This window comes from Afipia carboxidovorans OM5, from assembly GCF_000218565.1.
Classification (GTDB): domain Bacteria; phylum Pseudomonadota; class Alphaproteobacteria; order Rhizobiales; family Xanthobacteraceae; genus Afipia; species Afipia carboxidovorans.
Map to the genome: position 1 here is coordinate 19,261 of NC_015684.1, position 18,244 is coordinate 37,504.

Below are 18,244 nucleotides of genomic sequence, written 5' to 3' on the forward strand. Positions count from 1 at the left end.
ACAGTCTGACGCCATGCCGCTTCCTCCTACCGCCGATGTTCTGATCGCGGCCGATTGCTGGAAGGCCGAGGCTGAGGCCGAATCCATCGTGCAGAACGCCATCGCGACCGCGGCGACCTTCGTCACACTGCCAGCCGAGGCGACCGAACTTGCGGTGATGCTGACCGACGACGCGAGCATACGTGATCTCAATCGCGAATGGCGCGGCCAGGATAAACCGACCAATGTGCTATCGTTCCCTGCCGCGCCGTTGCCCGGCAATACGACTCAGGACGGCGTGCCCTTGATGCTCGGCGATATCGCGATCGCCTATGAGACAACGCGCCGCGAGGCCGAGACTGACGCAAAACCTTTTCCGCACCATCTCAGCCATCTTGCCGTTCACGGCTTTCTCCACCTCCTCGGCTACGACCATATTGAAGATAGTGAGGCCGAGGTGATGGAAGAGCTCGAGCGGCGCATTCTGGCGAAGCTCGGCATTGCCGACCCCTATCTCGCCAACGATCAGGTGACGTAAGTGACGACGGACCAAGAGCCTCCGGCTGCAACGCCTTCCTCGAACACCACGCTGCCGGTGCCGGTCCAGCATGGGGAAGTGCTGCGCCCGACGGCCGACTCATGGCTGCTGCGCGCGATCCGTTCGCTGTTCGGCTGGAAGGCAGGCTCCGCGCGCGCCGACATTCAGGTTGTGCTCGACGCCAGCGCGCCCGACGAGACGAGCTTCACCGCGGCCGAGCGCACCATGCTGCGCAATATTCTCGCGCTGCATGACCGCCGCATTGTCGACGTCATGGTGCCGCGCGCAGACATCGTTGCCGTACGGCGCGATATTTCGCTCGGCGAGCTTACCTCGCTGTTCGAGAGCGCGGGCCATTCGCGGCTTGTCGTTTACAACGACACGCTCGACGAACCCGAGGGCATCGTCCATATCCGCGACCTCGTCGCCTTCATCGCCTCGAAGGCCAAGGTCGATCCCGAGGTCAACGCCAAGCGCAAGAAGCCGTTTCCCGCAGGTCTCGATCTCAAATCCGTCAATCTCGCGATCCCGCTCTCCGAGACGCTGATCATGCGCGAGCTGCTCTACGTGCCGCCATCAATGCCGGCGATCGATCTGCTGGCGCAGATGCAGGCGACGCGCATTCATCTCGCGCTGGTGGTCGACGAATATGGCGGCACCGATGGCCTCGTCTCGATCGAGGACATCGTCGAACAGATCGTGGGCGAGATCGACGACGAGCACGACAGCGACGAGGCACCCTCCGTGGTGCGCCAGCCGGACGGCTCCTTTATCGCCGATGGCCGCGCCAGCCTTGACGACGTCAAGGCCGCCGTCGGCGACGCGTTCAACACCGGCGAGGCTGGCGAGGAGGTCGACACCCTCGGCGGCTATCTCGTGAACCAGATTGGTCGCTTTCCGGTCCGCGGCGAGATCATTCCCGGCCCCGGCAATTTCGAGGTCGAGGTGCTCGACGCTGATCCGCGCAGGATCAAGCGCGTGCGCATCGCCATTCGCAAGGATGAGGCGAGCCCGCGCCAGCCGCGCGACGCGCGACGGCGTGATGCTTCCGACTCCTCCAGCAAACCGGCACCATCCACCGGCGAAGACACGGGCTCCCCATGAGCGTGGCTGCCGACGCCCTGCACTCGACCGCGCGCACCACCATCCTGAGCTGGGGCTGGCGCCGCGCGGCCATTGCCTGCGGCGCGGGCGCACTCTCCGCCCTCGCAATGGCGCCGTTCAACGCTTGGCCGGTGCTGTTTCTCACCTTCTCGGTGCTGGTGTGGCTGATCGATGGCGCCGGCCATGGCCGCCGCGGTATCATTACTGCCGCGATCGCCGGCTGGTGGTTCGGCTTCGGCTATTTCGTCGCCGGACTTTACTGGATCGGCAACGCCTTTCTCGTCGACCCCGAGACATTCGCGCCGCTCATGCCGCTTGCGGTGATCGGACTTCCGGCACTGCTTGCCTTGTTCATAGCGTTCGGCTGCGCGCTTGCACGCTTGATCTGGACTACGGACTGGTCGCGAGTACTCGCACTTGCGCTTGCGCTGACCGCGAGCGAATGGCTGCGCGGACACATCCTGTCCGGCTTTCCTTGGAATCTGTTCGGCTATGCGCTCGCCGAACCGCTCGCGATGGCGCAGATCGCCTCCGTCATCGGCATCTGGGGCATGACGTTCGCCACGATTGCGGTCTTCGCAAGCCCCGCGATCCTGATCGATGATCGTAACCGCACGCAGCGGCCATGGCTGCCGCTCGCTCTCTCGCTCGCGCTTCTTGCGGCAAACGCGGCCTACGGCGCGCTGCGGCTCGACCGCAATCCAACAGAGTTCGTCGATGGCGTGAAACTGCGCCTGATGCAGCCGAACCTGCAGCAGGACATGAAATTCAACTATGCCGCGAAAGACGCGGTCGTTGCCAAATACCTCACACTATCGGACCGCGCCACCGGCCCGCAGACGAGCGGCGTACGCGACGCCACAATTCTGATCTGGCCAGAATCGGCGTTTCCATTCTTTCTCACCCGCGAGCCGGCCGAGCTTGTGAAGATCGCGGAATTCCTACCTTCGCACACCACGCTCCTCGCAGGCGCGGTGCGCGCGCCGAATCTCTCGCCTGCGGTGCGGCCGACGCGCGCCTATAATTCGATCTACGCCATCAACCATGACGGCGATATTCTTTCCGTCTACGACAAGCTGCATCTCGTGCCGTTCGGTGAATACCTGCCGTTCCAGACGATGCTCGAGAAGCTCGGCTTCCAGCAACTCACCAAGATGCAAGGCGGCTTCATCGCAGGCTCACGCCGATCGCTGATGACGATTCCCGGCGCACCGCCGATGCTGCCGCTGATCTGCTACGAGGTTGCCTTTTCGGGACAGATCGTACCCGACGGCGCGCGACCCGGCTGGATCGTCAATCTCACCAATGACGGCTGGTTCGGCATCAGCACCGGCCCCTATCAGCATCTTCAGCAGGCGCGTCTGCGTGCGATCGAGGAAGGCCTGCCGATCGTGCGCAACGCCAATACCGGAATTTCCGCGGTGATCGATCCGCTCGGGCGCGATGTCGGCCATCTCGCACTCGGGCAGGAAGCCGTGCTCGATTCCGCATTGCCAACTGCGCTACCGCCCACGATCTTTTCGCGCTGGCAACATGCGCCACTCGCCATCATGATCGTGATCGCAGCGCTCGTCGTATTCGTCCGACGACAACGCAGCTAGTTGTCTATCTGGTCAATTTGGAGAAAACTATCGGATGAGGCCATACCAGATCGGCCTCGACCATGGAAATCAGCCGATATTATCGATGCTCGAACCCATCCGGTCCTTGTCTTGTGTACATGTTGCGACCAAATGGATCAGAGTGGAAATTTGACGGCGGCCCGAAAAGTATCTTACTCGAAGTAGATCGTATCCTGAACAACACACGATCTGTTCAACAGATTGAACTTATCGGCGGACTCTTGGGGGTGCTCGGTGATGTCGGCAAAAACGCCAAACCCGGTCGACAAGTATGTCGGCAGCCGCGTGCGGATGCGCCGCATCATGCTCGGACTGAGCCAGGAGAAGCTTGGCGACGCGCTCGGCCTCACCTTCCAGCAAATTCAGAAATACGAGAAAGGCACCAATCGCATCGGTGCGAGCCGTCTGCATCAGATCGCCGATATCCTGCAGGTGCCGGTGTCATTCCTGTTCGAGGGCGGCCCGAGCAGCAACGTCATACTCGACGGGCTCGGCGAGGCGCCCTCGCCGGCTTACGTTTCTGACTTCCTTGCAACCTCGGAAGGCCTTGCGTTGACGCGTGCTTTCACGCGGATCACCGACGCAAAGCTTCGTCGCAGTATTGTCGACCTCGTCGAGCAGATTGCGAACACGCAGAACCCGTCCTGATCGCAGGGCGCCTCCGCATTTTCGATTTCCTTTTTCGCAAAGAGCCCGTTATTGCGGGAGCGTCGGCGCGGGGTCATCTCGCGCCGCACTGTTTGCGAGACGTGAACTCTTATGCCGGACAATCGCCACATGTTCCCTTCCGACGACGCAGCGGCGCGACCCGCCGGCGCGTTTTTCGGCCGCCGCAAGGGGCACAAGCTGCGCCCGCACCATGCGGAACTGATCGAGGAGCTGCTGCCGCGCCTTGCGCTCGACATTACATCGCCTCCACCGGAAAATCTGACCGCACTGTTTCCCGCAGGCACGCGCACTGTCCGCCTGGAAATCGGCTTTGGCGGCGGTGAACATCTTCTCGCCGAAGCGGAAGCATTTCCGGACACCGGCTTCATCGGCTGCGAGCCTTACGTCAACGGCATGGCAAAAATCCTCGCGCAGATCGAGGCACGCGGCCTCATCAACATCCGGCTGTTCGCGGGCGATGCCGCCGAGCTTCTTGCCTGGATGCCACCGCGCTCGCTTGCACGGATCGACCTCATTCATCCCGACCCATGGCCGAAGCGGCGGCACTGGAAGCGCCGCTTCGTGCAGGATGCGACCATAGCCGCAATGGCGCGCGCACTCGTGCCGCACGGCGAGTTTCGCTTCGTCTGCGATATCGACGACTATACGGCGTGGACGCTGTGGCACATGCAGCACGCGGCTGATTTCATCTGGCTCGCCGAGCGTGCGGACGACTGGCGCAAACCATGGTCCGGCTACACCATGACGCGCTACGGCGCGAAGGCGACGCGCGAGGGGCGCAAGGCCTCTTACTTACGCTTTCAACGGATCTGATTGTCTCGTTGTGTGGCGCTATTTGCCACGCGCGCGCCAAAACACCAGCACGCGCTGTGCGGTCGAACTCGACAACCGCTCGTAGTTGAGCCGCGCCTCTTCGATATCCGGCGGTGAGGGCATCTTGCCCGGGCCGAGCCGCAGCACGATCAATGCACGCGCCGTCGCCCATTCGAGGCCGATGCCACGCGCGATCAACAATATCGGATCGTAACGATCGCCGAGGATCAATTGATCGACGGTCAGGATCGGCACACCGGACATCGCCGACACCGCAGCGACCGCTTCCTCGTATTTGTGTTCCTTGGCGAAATTGAGCAGCGCCGCCTCGTTCAGCCCGCCGGAGCGATGCAGTGCGAGGATGAACCGCTGCGCCGGTGCGAAGTCGCGTTTCACGAGGCGCGCGCGTGGCGCCGACGAAATCTCAAGCATCGCCTGGTTGATCGCGATCCGCTGCTTCGGCTTTGCCGTCTCGAACATCCGGCGGCGCACGACATCGACCGACCGCGATAGCAATTCCTTCAGACCCTCGGGCGAGATGTCCTCGCGCTGGCCGAGCGAGAGCGCGAGCACGCCGTCCTCGGCAGCGCGATTGATCAATCCCGAATAGCCCGCCTGCGAGAAATTCGCGCCGGAATTTTTGGCGAGCACTCGCACCACCTCGCGGTCGGCGCGGCGCAGGATCACATCCGTCACCGGCGCAGCAATCGTGTCACGCTCAGAGATGGCGGCGAGATGCGCCTGCCCCTTGGCACGCGCGATTTCGATCAGCGCAGTTTCGGTCACGAGCGGCGAACGGCTGAGGATGGGTCCCGCGACCTGAATTTCGTCTTCGCGGGCGAGATAATCGACGACGCTGGGCGGCGCATTCGACAGGCTCGCAAAGCGTGCGGCCACGCCCGCGCGGGCGGAGAGTTCGGCCGACGGCACGAGGCCGATTAGAATGCCGTCGAACAATTCGACGTGCTGCGGCCCGAAAATCGGGGCACCCTGCACGAAAAGCTCGGACAGCTTCGTGATCGTCGCCGCGCGCTTCTTCGCGGAGCCGTGCTTCACGATCTCGTCGAGTCCAGGAATCAAGGGGATTGCCGCCATGAATCAGTTCGCAATCAGTCCGCGCCGGTCGAACGCCTGCCCTGATTTTAAGGGAATGCTGATGAATGAACGGTTTAGCCGCCCGTTCAATTTCCGTTAACGGATCCGGAAGCCCTCCCTAGCCCTTGCCGGGCTGCCGGAAGCGGGCTATATTCCCGCCACATCATCTCATACGATCGCGTAGGAGAGTGGGCCCGTCCGGACCCGCTCTTTTTTGTTACCAAACGCGGCCGCACGAGATCAGGAGAGGGCGAGGCCAGCACTTAAGGTCCTCGAAAAGCCCCTGAAATCGCCGAAGAGCCCCGGATTCGGGCTCTCCTGCTGGACCAAATCCGGCTCTGCCCCGGCAGCGCCACGCACATTTCTAGCGCATAAACCGACGGAACCGCCGACATCGACATGACCGAACCCGCATTTTTTCCCGAAACGGCCACTTCCACGGCCGAGCCCCGCCTGGTCGTCGAACCGGGTGTCGCGGCGCGGGTGGCGGCGATCGCTGAACCGGTGCTCGAAGGGCTCGGCTACCGGCTGGTGCGGATCAAAATTTCCGGCGAGGCCGGCTGTACGGTGCAGATCATGGCCGAACGGCCGGACGGCACCATGCTGATCGACGACTGCGAGGCCGTCTCCAAGGCGCTCTCACCGGTGATGGACGTCGCCGACCCGATCCAGCGCGCCTACCGGCTCGAGATTTCCTCGCCCGGCATCGACCGCCCGCTGGTGCGTCAATCCGATTTCGAACGCTACACCGGCCATCTCGTGAAGATCGAAATGGCAGCGCCGCATGAGGGCCGCAAGCGCTTTCGCGGCACGCTGCAGGGGATCGAGGACAATCTCGTCCGTATCACCCGCGACGACGCCAAGAGCCACGAAGGTGCGCAGCCCGCCGACGCGCGGTTGCCGCTCGCGGATATCGCCAGCGCCCACCTTGTCCTCACCGATCAGTTGATCGCGGAATCGATGCGCCGCGGCCGCGATGCCGAACGCGAGCAACTCGAGAATGCAGGCGTGCTGCCGCCTCCGCCGCCGCATGCCAAAAAGGCGCGCGAAATGCGCGACAAGGCAGGCCCCCGCAAGGAAAAAACGGCAAAGAAACCGCTGCCGAAGAACACCAAAGCCCACAGGCTTGCCGCCGACGCCAAGCGACGGCAGACCACATCCGATCCCCACCAAGGAGAGTAAGCCATGGCCGCTGTCAGCGCCAACAAGCTCGAACTGCTGCAAATCGCCGACGCCGTCGCGCGCGAAAAATCGATCGATCGTTCGATCGTGATCGCCGCGATGGAAGACGCTATCGCGAAAGCAGCGCGGGCCCGTTACGGCTCGGAAACCGACGTTCACGCGGAGATCGATTCCAAGAAGGGCGAGCTTCGCCTGTCGCGGCACATGCTGGTGGTCGAGACTGTCGAGAATCCCGCAAACCAGATTTCGCTCGAAGACGCCAAGCGCGCCAACCCGACCGCGCAGATCGGCGACACCATCGCCGACACGCTGCCGCCCCTGGAATACGGCCGCATCGCCGCACAGTCGGCAAAGCAGGTGATCGTGCAGAAGGTGCGCGAGGCCGAGCGCGACCGGCAGTATCAGGAATTCAAGGATCGCATCGGCGAGATCGTCAACGGCATCGTCAAGCGCGTCGAATACGGCAGCGTCATCGTCGATCTCGGACGTGGTGAAGCCATCGTGCGTCGCGACGAAATGCTGCCGCGCGAGGCGCTGCGCAACGGCGACCGCATCCGCGCCTACATCTTCGATGTACGCCGGGAAACCCGCGGACCGCAGATCTTTCTGTCGCGTACCCACCCGCAGTTCATGGCGAAACTGTTCGCGCAGGAAGTGCCGGAAATCTATGACGGCATCGTCGAGATCAAGGCTGTTGCCCGCGATCCCGGCTCGCGCGCCAAGATCGGCGTGATCTCGCGCGATTCCTCGGTCGATCCGGTCGGCGCCTGCGTCGGTATGCGCGGCTCGCGCGTGCAGGCCGTGGTGAACGAACTGCAGGGCGAGAAGATCGACATCATTCCGTGGTCGCCCGACATCGCGACCTTCGTCGTCAACGCGCTGGCGCCGGCGGAAGTCGCCAAGGTCGTCATCGACGAAGACCGCGAGCGCATTGAAGTTGTTGTGCCCGATACCCAATTGTCTCTTGCGATCGGCCGCCGCGGTCAGAACGTGCGGCTTGCCTCGCAGCTCACGGGCTGGGACATCGACATCCTGACCGAGCAGGAAGAATCGGAACGCCGTCAGGCAGATTTCGAGAATTCCACGCGTGTCTTCATGGAAGCGCTCAACGTCGACGAAGTCGTCGGCCAGTTGCTGGCTTCGGAAGGCTTTTCCTCCGTTGAGGAACTCGTTCTGGTCGACGTGCGCGAGCTCGCCGGCATTGAGGGTTTCGACGAGGAAACCGCGAACGAATTGCAGAGCCGCGCCCGCGAATATCTCGAGCATCTCGAAGCCGAGCTCGAGGCGAAGCGCAAGGAACTCGGCGTCGAGGACGCCATGAAGGACGTTCCGGGCATCACCGGCAAGATTCTGGTGAAACTCGGCGAAAACGACGTCAAGACGGTTGAGGATCTCGCCGGCTGCGCCACCGACGATCTCGTCGGCTGGACCGAGCGCAAGGATGGCGAGACCGTCAAGCATGACGGCTTCCTCGATGCGAGCGAAACCTCGCGCGACGAGGCGGAAGCCTTGATCATGCAGGCGCGCCTTGCGGCTGGCTGGATCACCGAGGCCGACCTCGCCAAGCCGTCGGACGACGAAGAAGCTGCGGACGGCGACGACGCCGCTTCCGAAGCCCATCCGGCCTGATAAGGAGATGCCCATCGATGCTTGCCACCCTCGAGACGACGGACCTCGACCGCGGTCCCCGGGCAAAGCCTGGGACGACGCGGATGTGCGCCGTCTCGCGGCAGGTAAAGGGCATCGATGAGCTGATCCGCTTCGTGCTCTCGCCCTCGGGCGAGGTCACGCCCGACGTGCGGCGCAAGCTGCCCGGCCGCGGTCTCTGGGTCTCATTGTCGAAAGCGACTGTCGCTGATGCGGTCAAACGCGGCATATTTGCCAAGGCCTTCAAGCGGGCGGTGACGCTACCGCCCGACCTTGCCGTACAAACCGAGGCCCTTCTGTTACAAAGCGCGCTCGATGCGCTCGCGATCGCCGGCAAGGCCGGCGCGGTGGTCTGCGGTTTCACCAAGGTCGAGGCTGCAATTGCCGCCGGCGAGGCGATGGCCCTGATCCATGCCCGCGACGGCGCCCCCGACGGAATCCGCAAGCTCGAGGCCAAATGGACCGCCGCGGCGGCAAATCGGCCCGAAATGGAGAATTCACCAAGGATTCAGGCCTTCAGCGCCGATGAATTGGATTTGGCCCTTGGGCGGTCAAATGTGGTACATGCAGCCCTGCTTTCAGGGCCTGCGACGAGAACCGTGCTGTCCCGCTGCAAAACCCTCGACCGCTTCCGCAACGGCGAGATGGGCAACACAGCGGAACGCAACTAACCGGCCGCGTCACGGCGCACCGAACGAGATTGGACTGTTGAATGGCTGATACGAAAAATCCTGGCGACAAGCCGCTGAGCGTCGGTTCGAAAACTCTGTCGCTGAAACCGCGCACGGAGACCGGCGTCGTGCGCCAGAGCTTCAGCCACGGCCGCAGCAAATCGGTGGTGGTCGAGAAGAAGACGAAGCGTCGCCTCGCAACCGACACCGCGCCGGCACCTGCAGCCGAACCGGCCAAGCCCGCAGCAGCACCGACTGCCGCGCCGCGCGCACCTGCGCCAAAGGCACCGGCTCGCCCCTCCGGCATGGTGCTGCGAACGCTGACCGAAGACGAGCAGAGCGCGCGCGCTCATGCGCTCGCCGATGCGCGCCTGCGCGAAGAAGAAGAGCGCCGCGCCGCCGAAGCCGAGGCCGCACGCCGCAACTCGAAGGAATTCAAGGAACAACAGGAGCGCGAGGCCGCTGAAGCCCGCCGCAAGGCGGAAGAAGAGCGCCGCGTTACCGAGGCCGAAGCCAAGGCGAAAGCCGAGCGCGAAGCCAAGAAACGTTTTGGCGAGACCGAAGCGAAAGCCAAGGCCCCCGCGGCGGCGACTCCAGCCACCCGGACTCCGGCCTCTCCGCGCCCCGCAACGGCGGCAACCGAAGCCGATGAGGATGAAGCGCCGCGCGTGCGCCGCGGCCCCGGCGGCGCCATCCGTGCCGTCACGCCCCCCAAGACGACGCAAAAACCCGGCCCTGCCAAGCAGCGCGGCCGTCTCACGATTGCAACCGCCCTCAACGCCGACGATGTGCGCGAGCGCTCGATCGCCTCCTTCCGCCGCCGTACCCAGCGTCTGGCCCGCGGCCACCAGTCGAACGAGCCGAAGGAGAAGATCTCCCGCGAGGTCACGATTCCTGAGGCGATCACCATTCAGGAACTCGCAAACCGCATGGCGGAGCGCTCGGTCGATCTCGTCAAGCTGCTGATGAAGCAGGGCCAGCTCGTCAAGATCACCGATACGATCGACGCCGACACCGCGCAGCTCATCGCCGAGGAAATGGGCCACACCGTCAAGCGCGTCGCCGCGTCTGACGTTGAGGAAGGCCTGTTCGACGTTGCCGAGGATCGCGCCTCCGACACCACGCCACGTGCACCGGTCGTCACCGTGATGGGCCACGTCGACCACGGCAAGACGTCGCTGCTCGACGCGCTGCGCCACGCCAATGTGGTGAGCGGCGAAGCCGGCGGCATTACCCAGCACATCGGCGCCTATCAGGTTACTTCGCCCGAGAGCGGCAAGAAAATCACCTTCATCGACACGCCCGGCCACGCCGCGTTCACCGCGATGCGCGCCCGCGGCGCCAAGGTCACCGACATTGTCGTGCTGGTCGTCGCCGCCGACGACGGCGTGATGCCGCAGACGATCGAGGCCATCAACCACGCCAAGGCGGCGAAGGTGCCGATGATCGTTGCGATCAACAAGATCGACAAGCCGGAAGCCAAGCCCGAGCGCGTGCGCACCGAACTGCTGCAGCACGAGGTTCAGGTCGAATCCTTCGGCGGCGACGTGGTCGATGTCGAGGTTTCTGCGAAGAACAACGTCAATCTCGACCGGCTGCTCGAAATGATCGCGCTGCAGGCCGAGCTTCTCGAACTCAAGACCAACCCGGATCGCCCGGCCGAGGGCACCGTGATCGAAGCGAAGCTCGACCGCGGCCGCGGCCCGGTCGCGAGCGTGCTCATTCAGCGCGGCACGCTGCGTGTCGGCGACATCATCGTTGCAGGCGCGGAAATGGGCCGCGTACGCGCGCTCATCAACGATCAAGGCCAGACCATCACCGAAGCCGGGCCCTCGATGCCGGTCGAGGTGCTGGGCTTCAACGGCCCGCCGGAAGCCGGCGACCGCCTCGCGGTTGTCGAGAACGAAGCGCGTGCCCGTCAGGTCACCGAATATCGCGCCCACAAGAAGCGCGAGAAGTCGGCGGCGCTGTCGGCCGGCATGCGCGGCTCGCTGGAACAGATGATGAGCCAGCTCAAGACCGCGGGCCGCAAGGAATTCCCGTTGGTGGTGAAGGCCGACGTGCAGGGCTCGCTTGAAGCGATCATCGGTTCGCTGGACAAGCTCGGCACCGAGGAAGTCGCCGCCCGCATCCTGCATGCCGGTGTCGGCGGCATCTCCGAATCCGACGTGACGCTTGCCGAAGGCTTCGGCGCGGCGATCATCGGTTTCTCCGTCCGCGCCAACAAGGAGGCGGCGGCGCTCGCCAAGCGCGACGGCATCGAGATCCGCTATTACAACATCATCTACGACCTCGTGGATGACGTGAAGAAGGCGATGTCCGGTCTGCTCGCGCCGACGCTGCGCGAGACCATGCTCGGCAACGCGCAGGTGCTCGAAGTCTTCCACATCTCGAAGGTCGGCAAGATCGCCGGTTGCCGCGTCACCGACGGCACGGTCGAGCGTGGCGCCAATGTCCGTCTGATCCGCGACGACGTCGTTATTCACGAAGGCAAGCTCTCGCAGCTCAAGCGCTTCAAGGATGACGCCAAGGAAGTCACCGCCGGTCAGGAATGCGGCATGTCGTTCGAGAGCTATCAGGACATGCGCGTCGGCGACGTCATCGAATGCTATCGCGTGGAGACCATTCAGCGCTCCCTGTAAGTCCAAGTCTTACGGGCGCGCTGAAGCAACACAGGACGTCGTCATGCCCGCGCTTGTCGCGGGCATCCACGTCTTGAAACTCAATACACAAGACGTGGATGGCCGGAACAGGTCCGGCCATGACGCCAACAAACTTTCAGGATTCGAAATATGCCCCGTCATTCACGCGGCAAATCCTCATCATCCGCATCCGGCGCTTCGCAACGGCAACTGCGCGTTGGCGAACTGATCCGCCATGCGATGGCCGATATCCTCGCCCAGGGCGGCGTGCATGACGACACCCTCGCCGGCCACATCATCACCGTGCCGGAAGTACGAATGTCGCCCGACCTCAAGCTTGCGACCGTTTATGTGATGCCGCTCGGCGGACACGACACCGAGGCGGTATTGGCTGCGCTTGCACACAACAAGAAGTTTCTGCGGGGCGAAGTCGCCCACCGCGTTAACCTGAAATTCGCACCTGAATTGCGCTTCCGCGTCGACGAGCGATTCGACGAAGCAGAACGGATCGAGAAATTATTGCGAACACCTGCGGTTCAACGCGACCTCAACTCCGATTCGGACGACAATGCATGAGCCCGACAGGCCAGAATCCCGCAAACGCGCCGCAAACCGGCGAGTCCATCGCCGCCGATCAAAATAATTTTTCCACGCCTCCCAACGGCGGACATCCGCACGGCAAGGGACAACGCGGCCAGCGCCAGCAGAAGCGCGAACGCCGCGACGTCCATGGCTGGGTCGTGCTCGACAAGCCGGTTGGAATGACCTCGACCCAGGCGGTGGCGGTGCTGAAGCGTCTGTTCAACGCCAAGCGTGTCGGCCATGCCGGCACGCTCGATCCGCTCGCCTCCGGCGGTCTGCCGATTGCTCTTGGGGAAGCGACCAAGACCGTCCCCTTCGTGATGGATGGCCGCAAGCGCTACCGCTTCACAGTGCAGTGGGGCGAGGAGCGCGACACCGACGACAGCGAAGGCCGCCCGACCCAGACCAGCGACGCCCGCCCGACCCCCGAGGCGATCCAGGCCGTGCTGCCGCAGTTCAGCGGGACCATCCTGCAGACCCCGCCGCAGTTCTCGGCGATCAAGATCCAGGGCGAGCGCGCCTATGACCTCGCCCGCGACGGCGAAACCGTTGCCTTGCAGCCCCGTGAGGTCGAAATTCACGAATTAATCCTTGTCGATCAGCCGGATAGCGGCCACTCCGTGTTCGAGGCCGAATGCGGCAAGGGAACCTATGTCCGGGCGCTCGCCCGCGACATGGGCCGCCTCCTCGGCTGCTACGGCCACATCGTGGCTCTGCGGCGGACCCAGTGCGGCCCGTTCGACGAGGCTGACATGATTCCGCTGGCGGAATTGGAGGCTTTGTGCGATAGAGCCGCGTCTGGCGAGGGCAGCCTCGCCGACGCGCTATTGCCCGTTGAGACCGCGCTGGACGACATCCCGGCACTGGCCGTCACACGGGCGGATGCCGCAAGGCTTGCAAGAGGCCAAGCGGTTTTGTTGCGCGGACGGGATGCGCCAATTCTCAACGGCACAGTCTATGTCACTGTCGGAGGACGGCTTCTGGCCCTCGCCGAGCTTGGCAATGGCGAACTCATCCCCAAGCGCGTGTTCAACCTCACCGGGCTCGTTGCGAGTCCGGACCGCAATTAAGGGATCATGACGATGTCGATTACCGCAGAACGTAAAGCGGAAGTCATCAAGACCAATGCCAAGAAGGCCGGCGACACAGGTTCGCCGGAAGTCCAGGTTGCGATCCTCTCCGAGCGCATCGCCAACCTCACCGAGCACTTCAAGACCCACAGCAAGGACAACCATTCCCGCCGTGGCCTCCTGAAGCTCGTCTCCACGCGCCGTTCGCTTCTCGACTACGTCAAGAAGAAGGACGAGGCGCGCTACCGGGCGCTGCTTGAGAAGCACAACATCCGCCGCTAAGGCTGCGCTTTCCGGCCGCCTTCCCTGCAAACACAGTTTCGCAGCCGGCGGCCGGGACCGTACGAACACGCAACGCTTGGCAAGCCTGCGTGCAACCCAGCAGCAATCCGGCGGCTGGGCATGGGCATAAGGCCCGTACCATCGGAAGGATGGCAGCCATCACGAAATTCAGAAGCCATGGCAGGATCGCCGGACGCTGACGCACCCGCGCTCAACGTCTCGCAATCTTGCGCATGGCTTTTGTCTTTCCGGCTCGCCTGATTTTCGAACACCGATGAAAGAAAACCGAATGTTCAACACCCATTCCGTCGAACTCGACTGGGGCGGACGCCCGCTCAAGCTCGAAACCGGCAAAGTCGCGCGTCAGGCCGACGGCGCCGTGATCGCGACCTACGGCGAGACCGTGGTGATGGCGACTGTCGTCTCCGCCAAGACCCCGAAGGAAGGCATCGACTTCCTGCCGCTTACCGTCAACTACCAGGAAAAGACCTACGCCGCGGGCCGCATCCCCGGCGGTTACTTCAAGCGCGAAGGCCGTCCCTCTGAGAAGGAAACGCTGGTCTCCCGCCTGATCGACCGTCCGATCCGTCCGCTGTTTGCTGACGGTTATCGCTGCGACACCCAGGTGATCGTCACCACGCTGTCGCACGATATGGAGAATGATCCCGATATCGTGGCGATGGTTGCCGCCTCGGCTGCGCTGACGCTCTCCGGCGTGCCGTTCATGGGCCCGGTCGGCGCCGCTCGCGTCGCCTTCGTCAACAACGAGTTCATCCTCAATCCGACGCTCGATGAGATGGTCGACACCCAGCTCGACCTCGTCGTTGCCGGCACCGCGACCGCAGTTCTGATGGTGGAATCGGAAGCCAAGGAATTGCCGGAAGAAATCATGCTCGGCGCCGTGATGTTCGGCCACAAGCACTTCCAGCCGGTGCTCAAGGCGATCATCGAACTGGCCGAGCAGGCCGCCAAGGAGCCGCGCGACGTCGTCGCCACCGTCAACGCCGATCTCGAGAAGGAAATCCTCGGCATCGTCGAGCAGGACCTGCGCAAGGCCTACAGCATTCCGGTGAAGCAGGATCGCTACGCCGCTGTCGGCGCCGCGAAGGACAAGGTGCTCGAGCACTTCTTCCCCGAAGGCATCGAGCCGCGCTACGAGAAGCTCCGCGTCCTCGACGTGTTCAAGGACCTCGAAGCCAAGATCGTTCGCTGGAACATCCTCGATACCGGCCGCCGCATCGACGGCCGCGACCTCAAGACCGTGCGCCCAATCGTGGCGGAAGTCGGCGTGCTGCCGCGCGCCCACGGCTCGGCGCTGTTCACCCGCGGCGAGACCCAGGCGCTGGTCGTCACCACGCTCGGCACCGGCGAGGATGAACAGTACATCGACTCGCTCGCAGGCACCTACAAAGAGACGTTCCTGCTGCACTATAACTTCCCGCCCTTCTCCGTCGGTGAGACGGGCCGCATCGGTTCGCCGGGCCGCCGCGAAATCGGCCACGGCAAGCTCGCCTGGCGCGCAATCCATCCGGTCCTGCCGGCGCATCACGAGTTTCCGTACACGCTGCGCGTCGTCTCGGAGATCACCGAGTCGAACGGCTCCTCGTCGATGGCGACCGTGTGCGGCTCCTCGCTCGCGTTGATGGATGCCGGCGTGCCGCTGAAGCGGCCGACCGCGGGCATCGCGATGGGCCTGATCCTCGAGGGCGACCGCTTTGCGGTGCTCTCCGACATTCTCGGCGACGAGGATCATCTCGGCGACATGGACTTCAAGGTGGCTGGCACCGAGAAGGGTGTCACCTCGCTGCAGATGGACATCAAGATCGCCGGCATCACCGAAGAGATCATGAAGGTGGCGCTGACGCAGGCCAAGGACGGCCGCATGCACATTCTCGGCGAGATGGCGAAGGCTCTCACCGCCGCGCGTGCGGAGCTCGGCGAGCATGCGCCGCGCATCGAGGTGCTGCAGATCCCGACCGACAAGATCCGCGACGTGATCGGCACCGGCGGCAAGGTGATCCGCGAGATCGTCGAGAAGACCGGCGCCAAGATCAACATCGAGGACGACGGCACCGTGAAGGTTGCCTCCGCCAACGGTGAATCGATCCGCGCCGCGATCAAGTGGATCAAGTCGATCACCTCGGAACCGGAAGTCGGCCAGATCTACGACGGCACCGTGGTCAAGGTGATGGAGTTCGGCGCGTTCGTGAACTTCTTCGGCCCGAAGGACGGCCTTGTTCACATCAGCCAGCTTGCGGCGAGCCGCGTGCAGAAGACCTCCGACGTCGTCAAGGAAGGCGACAAGGTCAAGGTCAAGCTGCTCGGCCTCGACGATCGCGGCAAGGTGCGGTTGTCGATGAAGGCGGTCGATCAGACCACCGGCGAGGACCTAGAGGCCAAGCAGAAGGCCGAGAACGCCCCTGCCGCCGAGTAAGGCAAACGCTCTGGCAATCAAAAGTTTGGGAAGAGGCGGCATTTTGCCGCCTCTTTTTTGTTGGGATAGAGCAAACGCCTGCAGCAGCGCTGGCGTAGCCTTGCGGATTGCGCGACGATGCTCGCGCACGATAAATCAGGGAGACGTTCGTATGATCAGCCTTTCCCGCCGCCATCTGCTGACCGGAGCTGCCGGCATTATCGCGGCCAGCGCATTGCCCCGCATTTCACTTGCCCAGACGGCCGCCCCCGAAGGCCCCTTCAAGCTGCCGCCGTTACCTTATGCGACCAATGTGCTCGAGCCGCACATCGATGCGAAGACCATGGAAATCCACCATGACAAGCATCACGGCGCCTACGTCGCCAACATGAACAATTTCGCCAAGACCGCATCGCAGCTCGGCCAGACGCCGATCGAGAATATTCTTGCCAACCTCGTCAACCTGCCCGACAGCATCCGTGTCGGCGTCCGCAACAATCTCGGCGGCCACGCCAACCACACGATGTTCTGGGAGATCATGGGCCCGAACGGCGGCGCACCGGAGGGCGAGGTGCTTGCCGCGATCAATCGCGACTTCGGCGATCTCGACAAGATGAAGACGGCCTTCAACACCGCAGGCGCCGGCCAGTTCGGCTCCGGCTGGGTGTTCGTCACCGTCACCAAGGAAGGCAAGCTCAGCATCGAGGCGCTGCCCAACCAGGATACGCCGCTGATGTATGGCAAGCGCGTCCTGCTCGGCAACGACGTGTGGGAGCACGCCTATTATCTGAACTACCAGAACCGCCGCGCCGACTATCTCAAGGCGTGGTGGAACGTGGTGAACTGGCAGAAGATCGGCGAGCGCTATGCCGCCGCCAAGGCTGGCACGCTGACGATCTGATACGACACATCACAAAGAGCAATGCAAAGGGCGGCACACAGCCGCCCTTTTCTATTTGGCACGGGCGGCTGTTACTTCGTCTTGCCGGATGCTTGCACTGTCTCTTTGACGATCTCCGCCAGCGCCTCGAAATCGGCACGCCGCGGCGACACCCGCCGCCACACCAGCCCAAGACTTCGCGCGGGCGTCGGCGCACAGAATGGCCGCACCCGAATACGCGAGTCCCGCGCTTCGACCGAAAGTGCAATTTCCGGCACCAGCGTAACGCCGTAGCCGCTCGCCACCATCTGCATCACGGTTGCAAGCGAGGTTGCACCGAGTCCTGCCGAAAGGTCCGATGGCGTCGCGCAGAAACTCAACGCCTGATCGCGCAGGCAATGGCCCTCTTCGAGCAGAATCAGTTTGCGATGAGTGACATCTTCCACGCTCACCTCGGCGTTCTGCGCCAAGGGGTCGGCCGCCGGCATCGCGAAATAGAAATCGTCCTTGAAAAGCGTCGAGGTTTCGAGATCAGGGCCTTCGAGCGGCAACGCGACCAGCACGGCATCGAGTTGCCCGCGGCGCAATTCACGCAGCAGCACGTCGGTCTGCGTCTCGCGAATTTCGAGCTTCAATTCCGGATAGCGCGCCTGCAGCGCCGGCAGCAGAGGCGGCAGCAGATAGGGTGCAACCGTCGGGATCACGCCGAGGCGAAAGAACCCGGTCAGCGGACGGCCGCGATGATGCGCAGCGTCCACGAGATCGTTGACCGCGATCAGAATGCGATCGGCGCGTGAAAGAACCTCGAGGCCGGTCGCGGTGAGCACCGCCTCGCCCGGCCGCCGCTCCACGAGATCGGCACCGAGTTCGCGCTCCAGCTCGCGTATCTGCATCGACAGCGCCGGCTGCGTCACCGCGCACGAATCGGCTGCGCGGCCGAAGTGTCGGTGTTCCGCAAGGGCACTAAGATACCGCAACTGCTTCAGTGTAATCATACCCATAAGATCTAGTTATCGTCGCAGCTAATCAATACGATTAGACCTTATCAAAAGTAG

16 protein-coding genes are annotated in these 18,244 nt (G+C 63.5%); 14 read left to right on the forward strand and 2 right to left on the reverse strand.

What is annotated here, in order from left to right; genetic code table 11:
• The first annotated feature begins 13 nt into the window (after positions 1-13).
• The 5 genes from ybeY to trmB all read left to right on the forward strand — a co-directional run bounded on the left by ybeY (position 14) and on the right by trmB (position 4,725).
• A complete protein-coding gene (ybeY, locus tag OCA5_RS00090; RefSeq protein ID WP_012561695.1) occupies positions 14-517 on the forward strand; it encodes an rRNA maturation RNase YbeY in 504 nt (167 codons plus the stop codon).
• Positions 518-1,621, forward strand: coding sequence for a hemolysin family protein (locus tag OCA5_RS00095; RefSeq protein WP_012561694.1), 1,104 nt, complete (start codon positions 518-520; stop codon positions 1,619-1,621). It abuts the gene before it with no gap.
• Positions 1,618-3,222, forward strand: a complete 1,605-nt coding sequence (lnt, locus tag OCA5_RS00100; protein ID WP_012561693.1) for an apolipoprotein N-acyltransferase — start codon at positions 1,618-1,620, stop codon at positions 3,220-3,222. The genes OCA5_RS00095 and lnt overlap by 4 nt, the downstream gene beginning before the upstream one ends.
• 258 nt (positions 3,223-3,480) lie before the next feature.
• On the forward strand, positions 3,481-3,891 hold the full coding sequence (locus OCA5_RS00105) for a helix-turn-helix domain-containing protein (RefSeq protein ID WP_013912694.1): 411 nt from the start codon (positions 3,481-3,483) through the stop codon (positions 3,889-3,891).
• Positions 3,892-4,002: 111 nt separating this feature from the next.
• A complete protein-coding gene (gene trmB / locus OCA5_RS00110; RefSeq protein ID WP_012561690.1) occupies positions 4,003-4,725 on the forward strand; it encodes a tRNA (guanosine(46)-N7)-methyltransferase TrmB in 723 nt (240 codons plus the stop codon).
• An 18-nt stretch (positions 4,726-4,743) separates the two neighbouring features.
• Here trmB and OCA5_RS00115 read toward each other — a convergent pair whose 3' ends face one another.
• The gene (locus OCA5_RS00115; protein WP_012561689.1) at positions 4,744-5,820 is read right to left on the reverse strand and encodes a DUF2336 domain-containing protein; all 1,077 of its coding nucleotides are present in this window, start codon (positions 5,818-5,820) and stop codon (positions 4,744-4,746) included.
• A gap of 399 nt (positions 5,821-6,219) precedes the next feature.
• Between OCA5_RS00115 and rimP the strand changes: the two genes are divergently transcribed.
• From rimP to OCA5_RS00160, 9 genes are all read left to right on the forward strand, one after another.
• Positions 6,220-7,002: a ribosome maturation factor RimP gene (gene rimP / locus OCA5_RS00120; protein WP_012561688.1), complete on the forward strand. Its 783-nt coding sequence runs from the start codon at positions 6,220-6,222 to the stop codon at positions 7,000-7,002.
• Positions 7,003-7,005: 3 nt separating this feature from the next.
• The gene (gene nusA, locus OCA5_RS00125) at positions 7,006-8,631 is read left to right on the forward strand and encodes a transcription termination factor NusA (RefSeq protein ID WP_012561687.1); all 1,626 of its coding nucleotides are present in this window, start codon (positions 7,006-7,008) and stop codon (positions 8,629-8,631) included.
• Positions 8,632-8,648: 17 nt separating this feature from the next.
• Positions 8,649-9,320 carry an RNA-binding protein gene (locus OCA5_RS00130; protein ID WP_012561686.1) on the forward strand — a complete coding sequence of 224 codons (672 nt, stop codon included), beginning with the start codon at positions 8,649-8,651 and terminating at the stop codon, positions 9,318-9,320.
• Between the two features lie 41 nt (positions 9,321-9,361).
• A complete protein-coding gene (gene infB / locus OCA5_RS00135) occupies positions 9,362-11,962 on the forward strand; it encodes a translation initiation factor IF-2 (protein WP_013912695.1) in 2,601 nt (866 codons plus the stop codon).
• 150 nt (positions 11,963-12,112) lie between these two features.
• Positions 12,113-12,538, forward strand: a complete 426-nt coding sequence (rbfA, locus tag OCA5_RS00140) for a 30S ribosome-binding factor RbfA (protein ID WP_012561682.1) — start codon at positions 12,113-12,115, stop codon at positions 12,536-12,538.
• Positions 12,535-13,614: a tRNA pseudouridine(55) synthase TruB gene (truB, locus tag OCA5_RS00145; RefSeq protein WP_012561681.1), complete on the forward strand. Its 1,080-nt coding sequence runs from the start codon at positions 12,535-12,537 to the stop codon at positions 13,612-13,614. Before rbfA ends, truB begins: the two co-directional genes overlap by 4 nt.
• A gap of 12 nt (positions 13,615-13,626) precedes the next feature.
• Positions 13,627-13,896, forward strand: a complete 270-nt coding sequence (gene rpsO, locus OCA5_RS00150) for a 30S ribosomal protein S15 (protein ID WP_012561680.1) — start codon at positions 13,627-13,629, stop codon at positions 13,894-13,896.
• Positions 13,897-14,185: 289 nt separating this feature from the next.
• Positions 14,186-16,330: a polyribonucleotide nucleotidyltransferase gene (gene pnp / locus OCA5_RS00155; protein WP_012561679.1), complete on the forward strand. Its 2,145-nt coding sequence runs from the start codon at positions 14,186-14,188 to the stop codon at positions 16,328-16,330.
• Between the two features lie 151 nt (positions 16,331-16,481).
• Positions 16,482-17,210, forward strand: a complete 729-nt coding sequence (locus OCA5_RS00160) for a superoxide dismutase (RefSeq protein ID WP_012561678.1) — start codon at positions 16,482-16,484, stop codon at positions 17,208-17,210.
• 71 nt (positions 17,211-17,281) lie between these two features.
• Here the strand turns inward: OCA5_RS00160 and OCA5_RS00165 are convergent, their stop codons facing one another.
• Positions 17,282-18,184, reverse strand: coding sequence for a hydrogen peroxide-inducible genes activator (locus tag OCA5_RS00165; RefSeq protein ID WP_041559543.1), 903 nt, complete (start codon positions 18,182-18,184; stop codon positions 17,282-17,284).
• Positions 18,185-18,244: the final 60 nt, after the last annotated feature.

Excerpts from the sequence above, each read along its gene's own strand:
- ybeY (WP_012561695.1), top strand. The coding sequence starts at position 14 with ATGCCGCTTCCTCCTACCGCCGATGTTCTGATCGCGGCCGATTGCTGG.
- lnt (WP_012561693.1), top strand. The coding sequence starts at position 1,618 with ATGAGCGTGGCTGCCGACGCCCTGCACTCGACCGCGCGCACCACCATC.
- OCA5_RS00105 (WP_013912694.1), top strand. The coding sequence starts at position 3,481 with ATGTCGGCAAAAACGCCAAACCCGGTCGACAAGTATGTCGGCAGCCGC.
- trmB (WP_012561690.1), top strand. The coding sequence starts at position 4,003 with ATGCCGGACAATCGCCACATGTTCCCTTCCGACGACGCAGCGGCGCGA.
- OCA5_RS00115 (WP_012561689.1), bottom strand. The coding sequence starts at position 5,820 with ATGGCGGCAATCCCCTTGATTCCTGGACTCGACGAGATCGTGAAGCAC.
- rimP (WP_012561688.1), top strand. The coding sequence starts at position 6,220 with ATGACCGAACCCGCATTTTTTCCCGAAACGGCCACTTCCACGGCCGAG.
- nusA (WP_012561687.1), top strand. The coding sequence starts at position 7,006 with ATGGCCGCTGTCAGCGCCAACAAGCTCGAACTGCTGCAAATCGCCGAC.
- OCA5_RS00130 (WP_012561686.1), top strand. The coding sequence starts at position 8,649 with ATGCTTGCCACCCTCGAGACGACGGACCTCGACCGCGGTCCCCGGGCA.
- infB (WP_013912695.1), top strand. The coding sequence starts at position 9,362 with ATGGCTGATACGAAAAATCCTGGCGACAAGCCGCTGAGCGTCGGTTCG.
- rbfA (WP_012561682.1), top strand. The coding sequence starts at position 12,113 with ATGCCCCGTCATTCACGCGGCAAATCCTCATCATCCGCATCCGGCGCT.
- truB (WP_012561681.1), top strand. The coding sequence starts at position 12,535 with ATGAGCCCGACAGGCCAGAATCCCGCAAACGCGCCGCAAACCGGCGAG.
- rpsO (WP_012561680.1), top strand. The coding sequence starts at position 13,627 with ATGTCGATTACCGCAGAACGTAAAGCGGAAGTCATCAAGACCAATGCC.
- pnp (WP_012561679.1), top strand. The coding sequence starts at position 14,186 with ATGTTCAACACCCATTCCGTCGAACTCGACTGGGGCGGACGCCCGCTC.
- OCA5_RS00160 (WP_012561678.1), top strand. The coding sequence starts at position 16,482 with ATGATCAGCCTTTCCCGCCGCCATCTGCTGACCGGAGCTGCCGGCATT.
- OCA5_RS00165 (WP_041559543.1), bottom strand. The coding sequence starts at position 18,184 with ATGATTACACTGAAGCAGTTGCGGTATCTTAGTGCCCTTGCGGAACAC.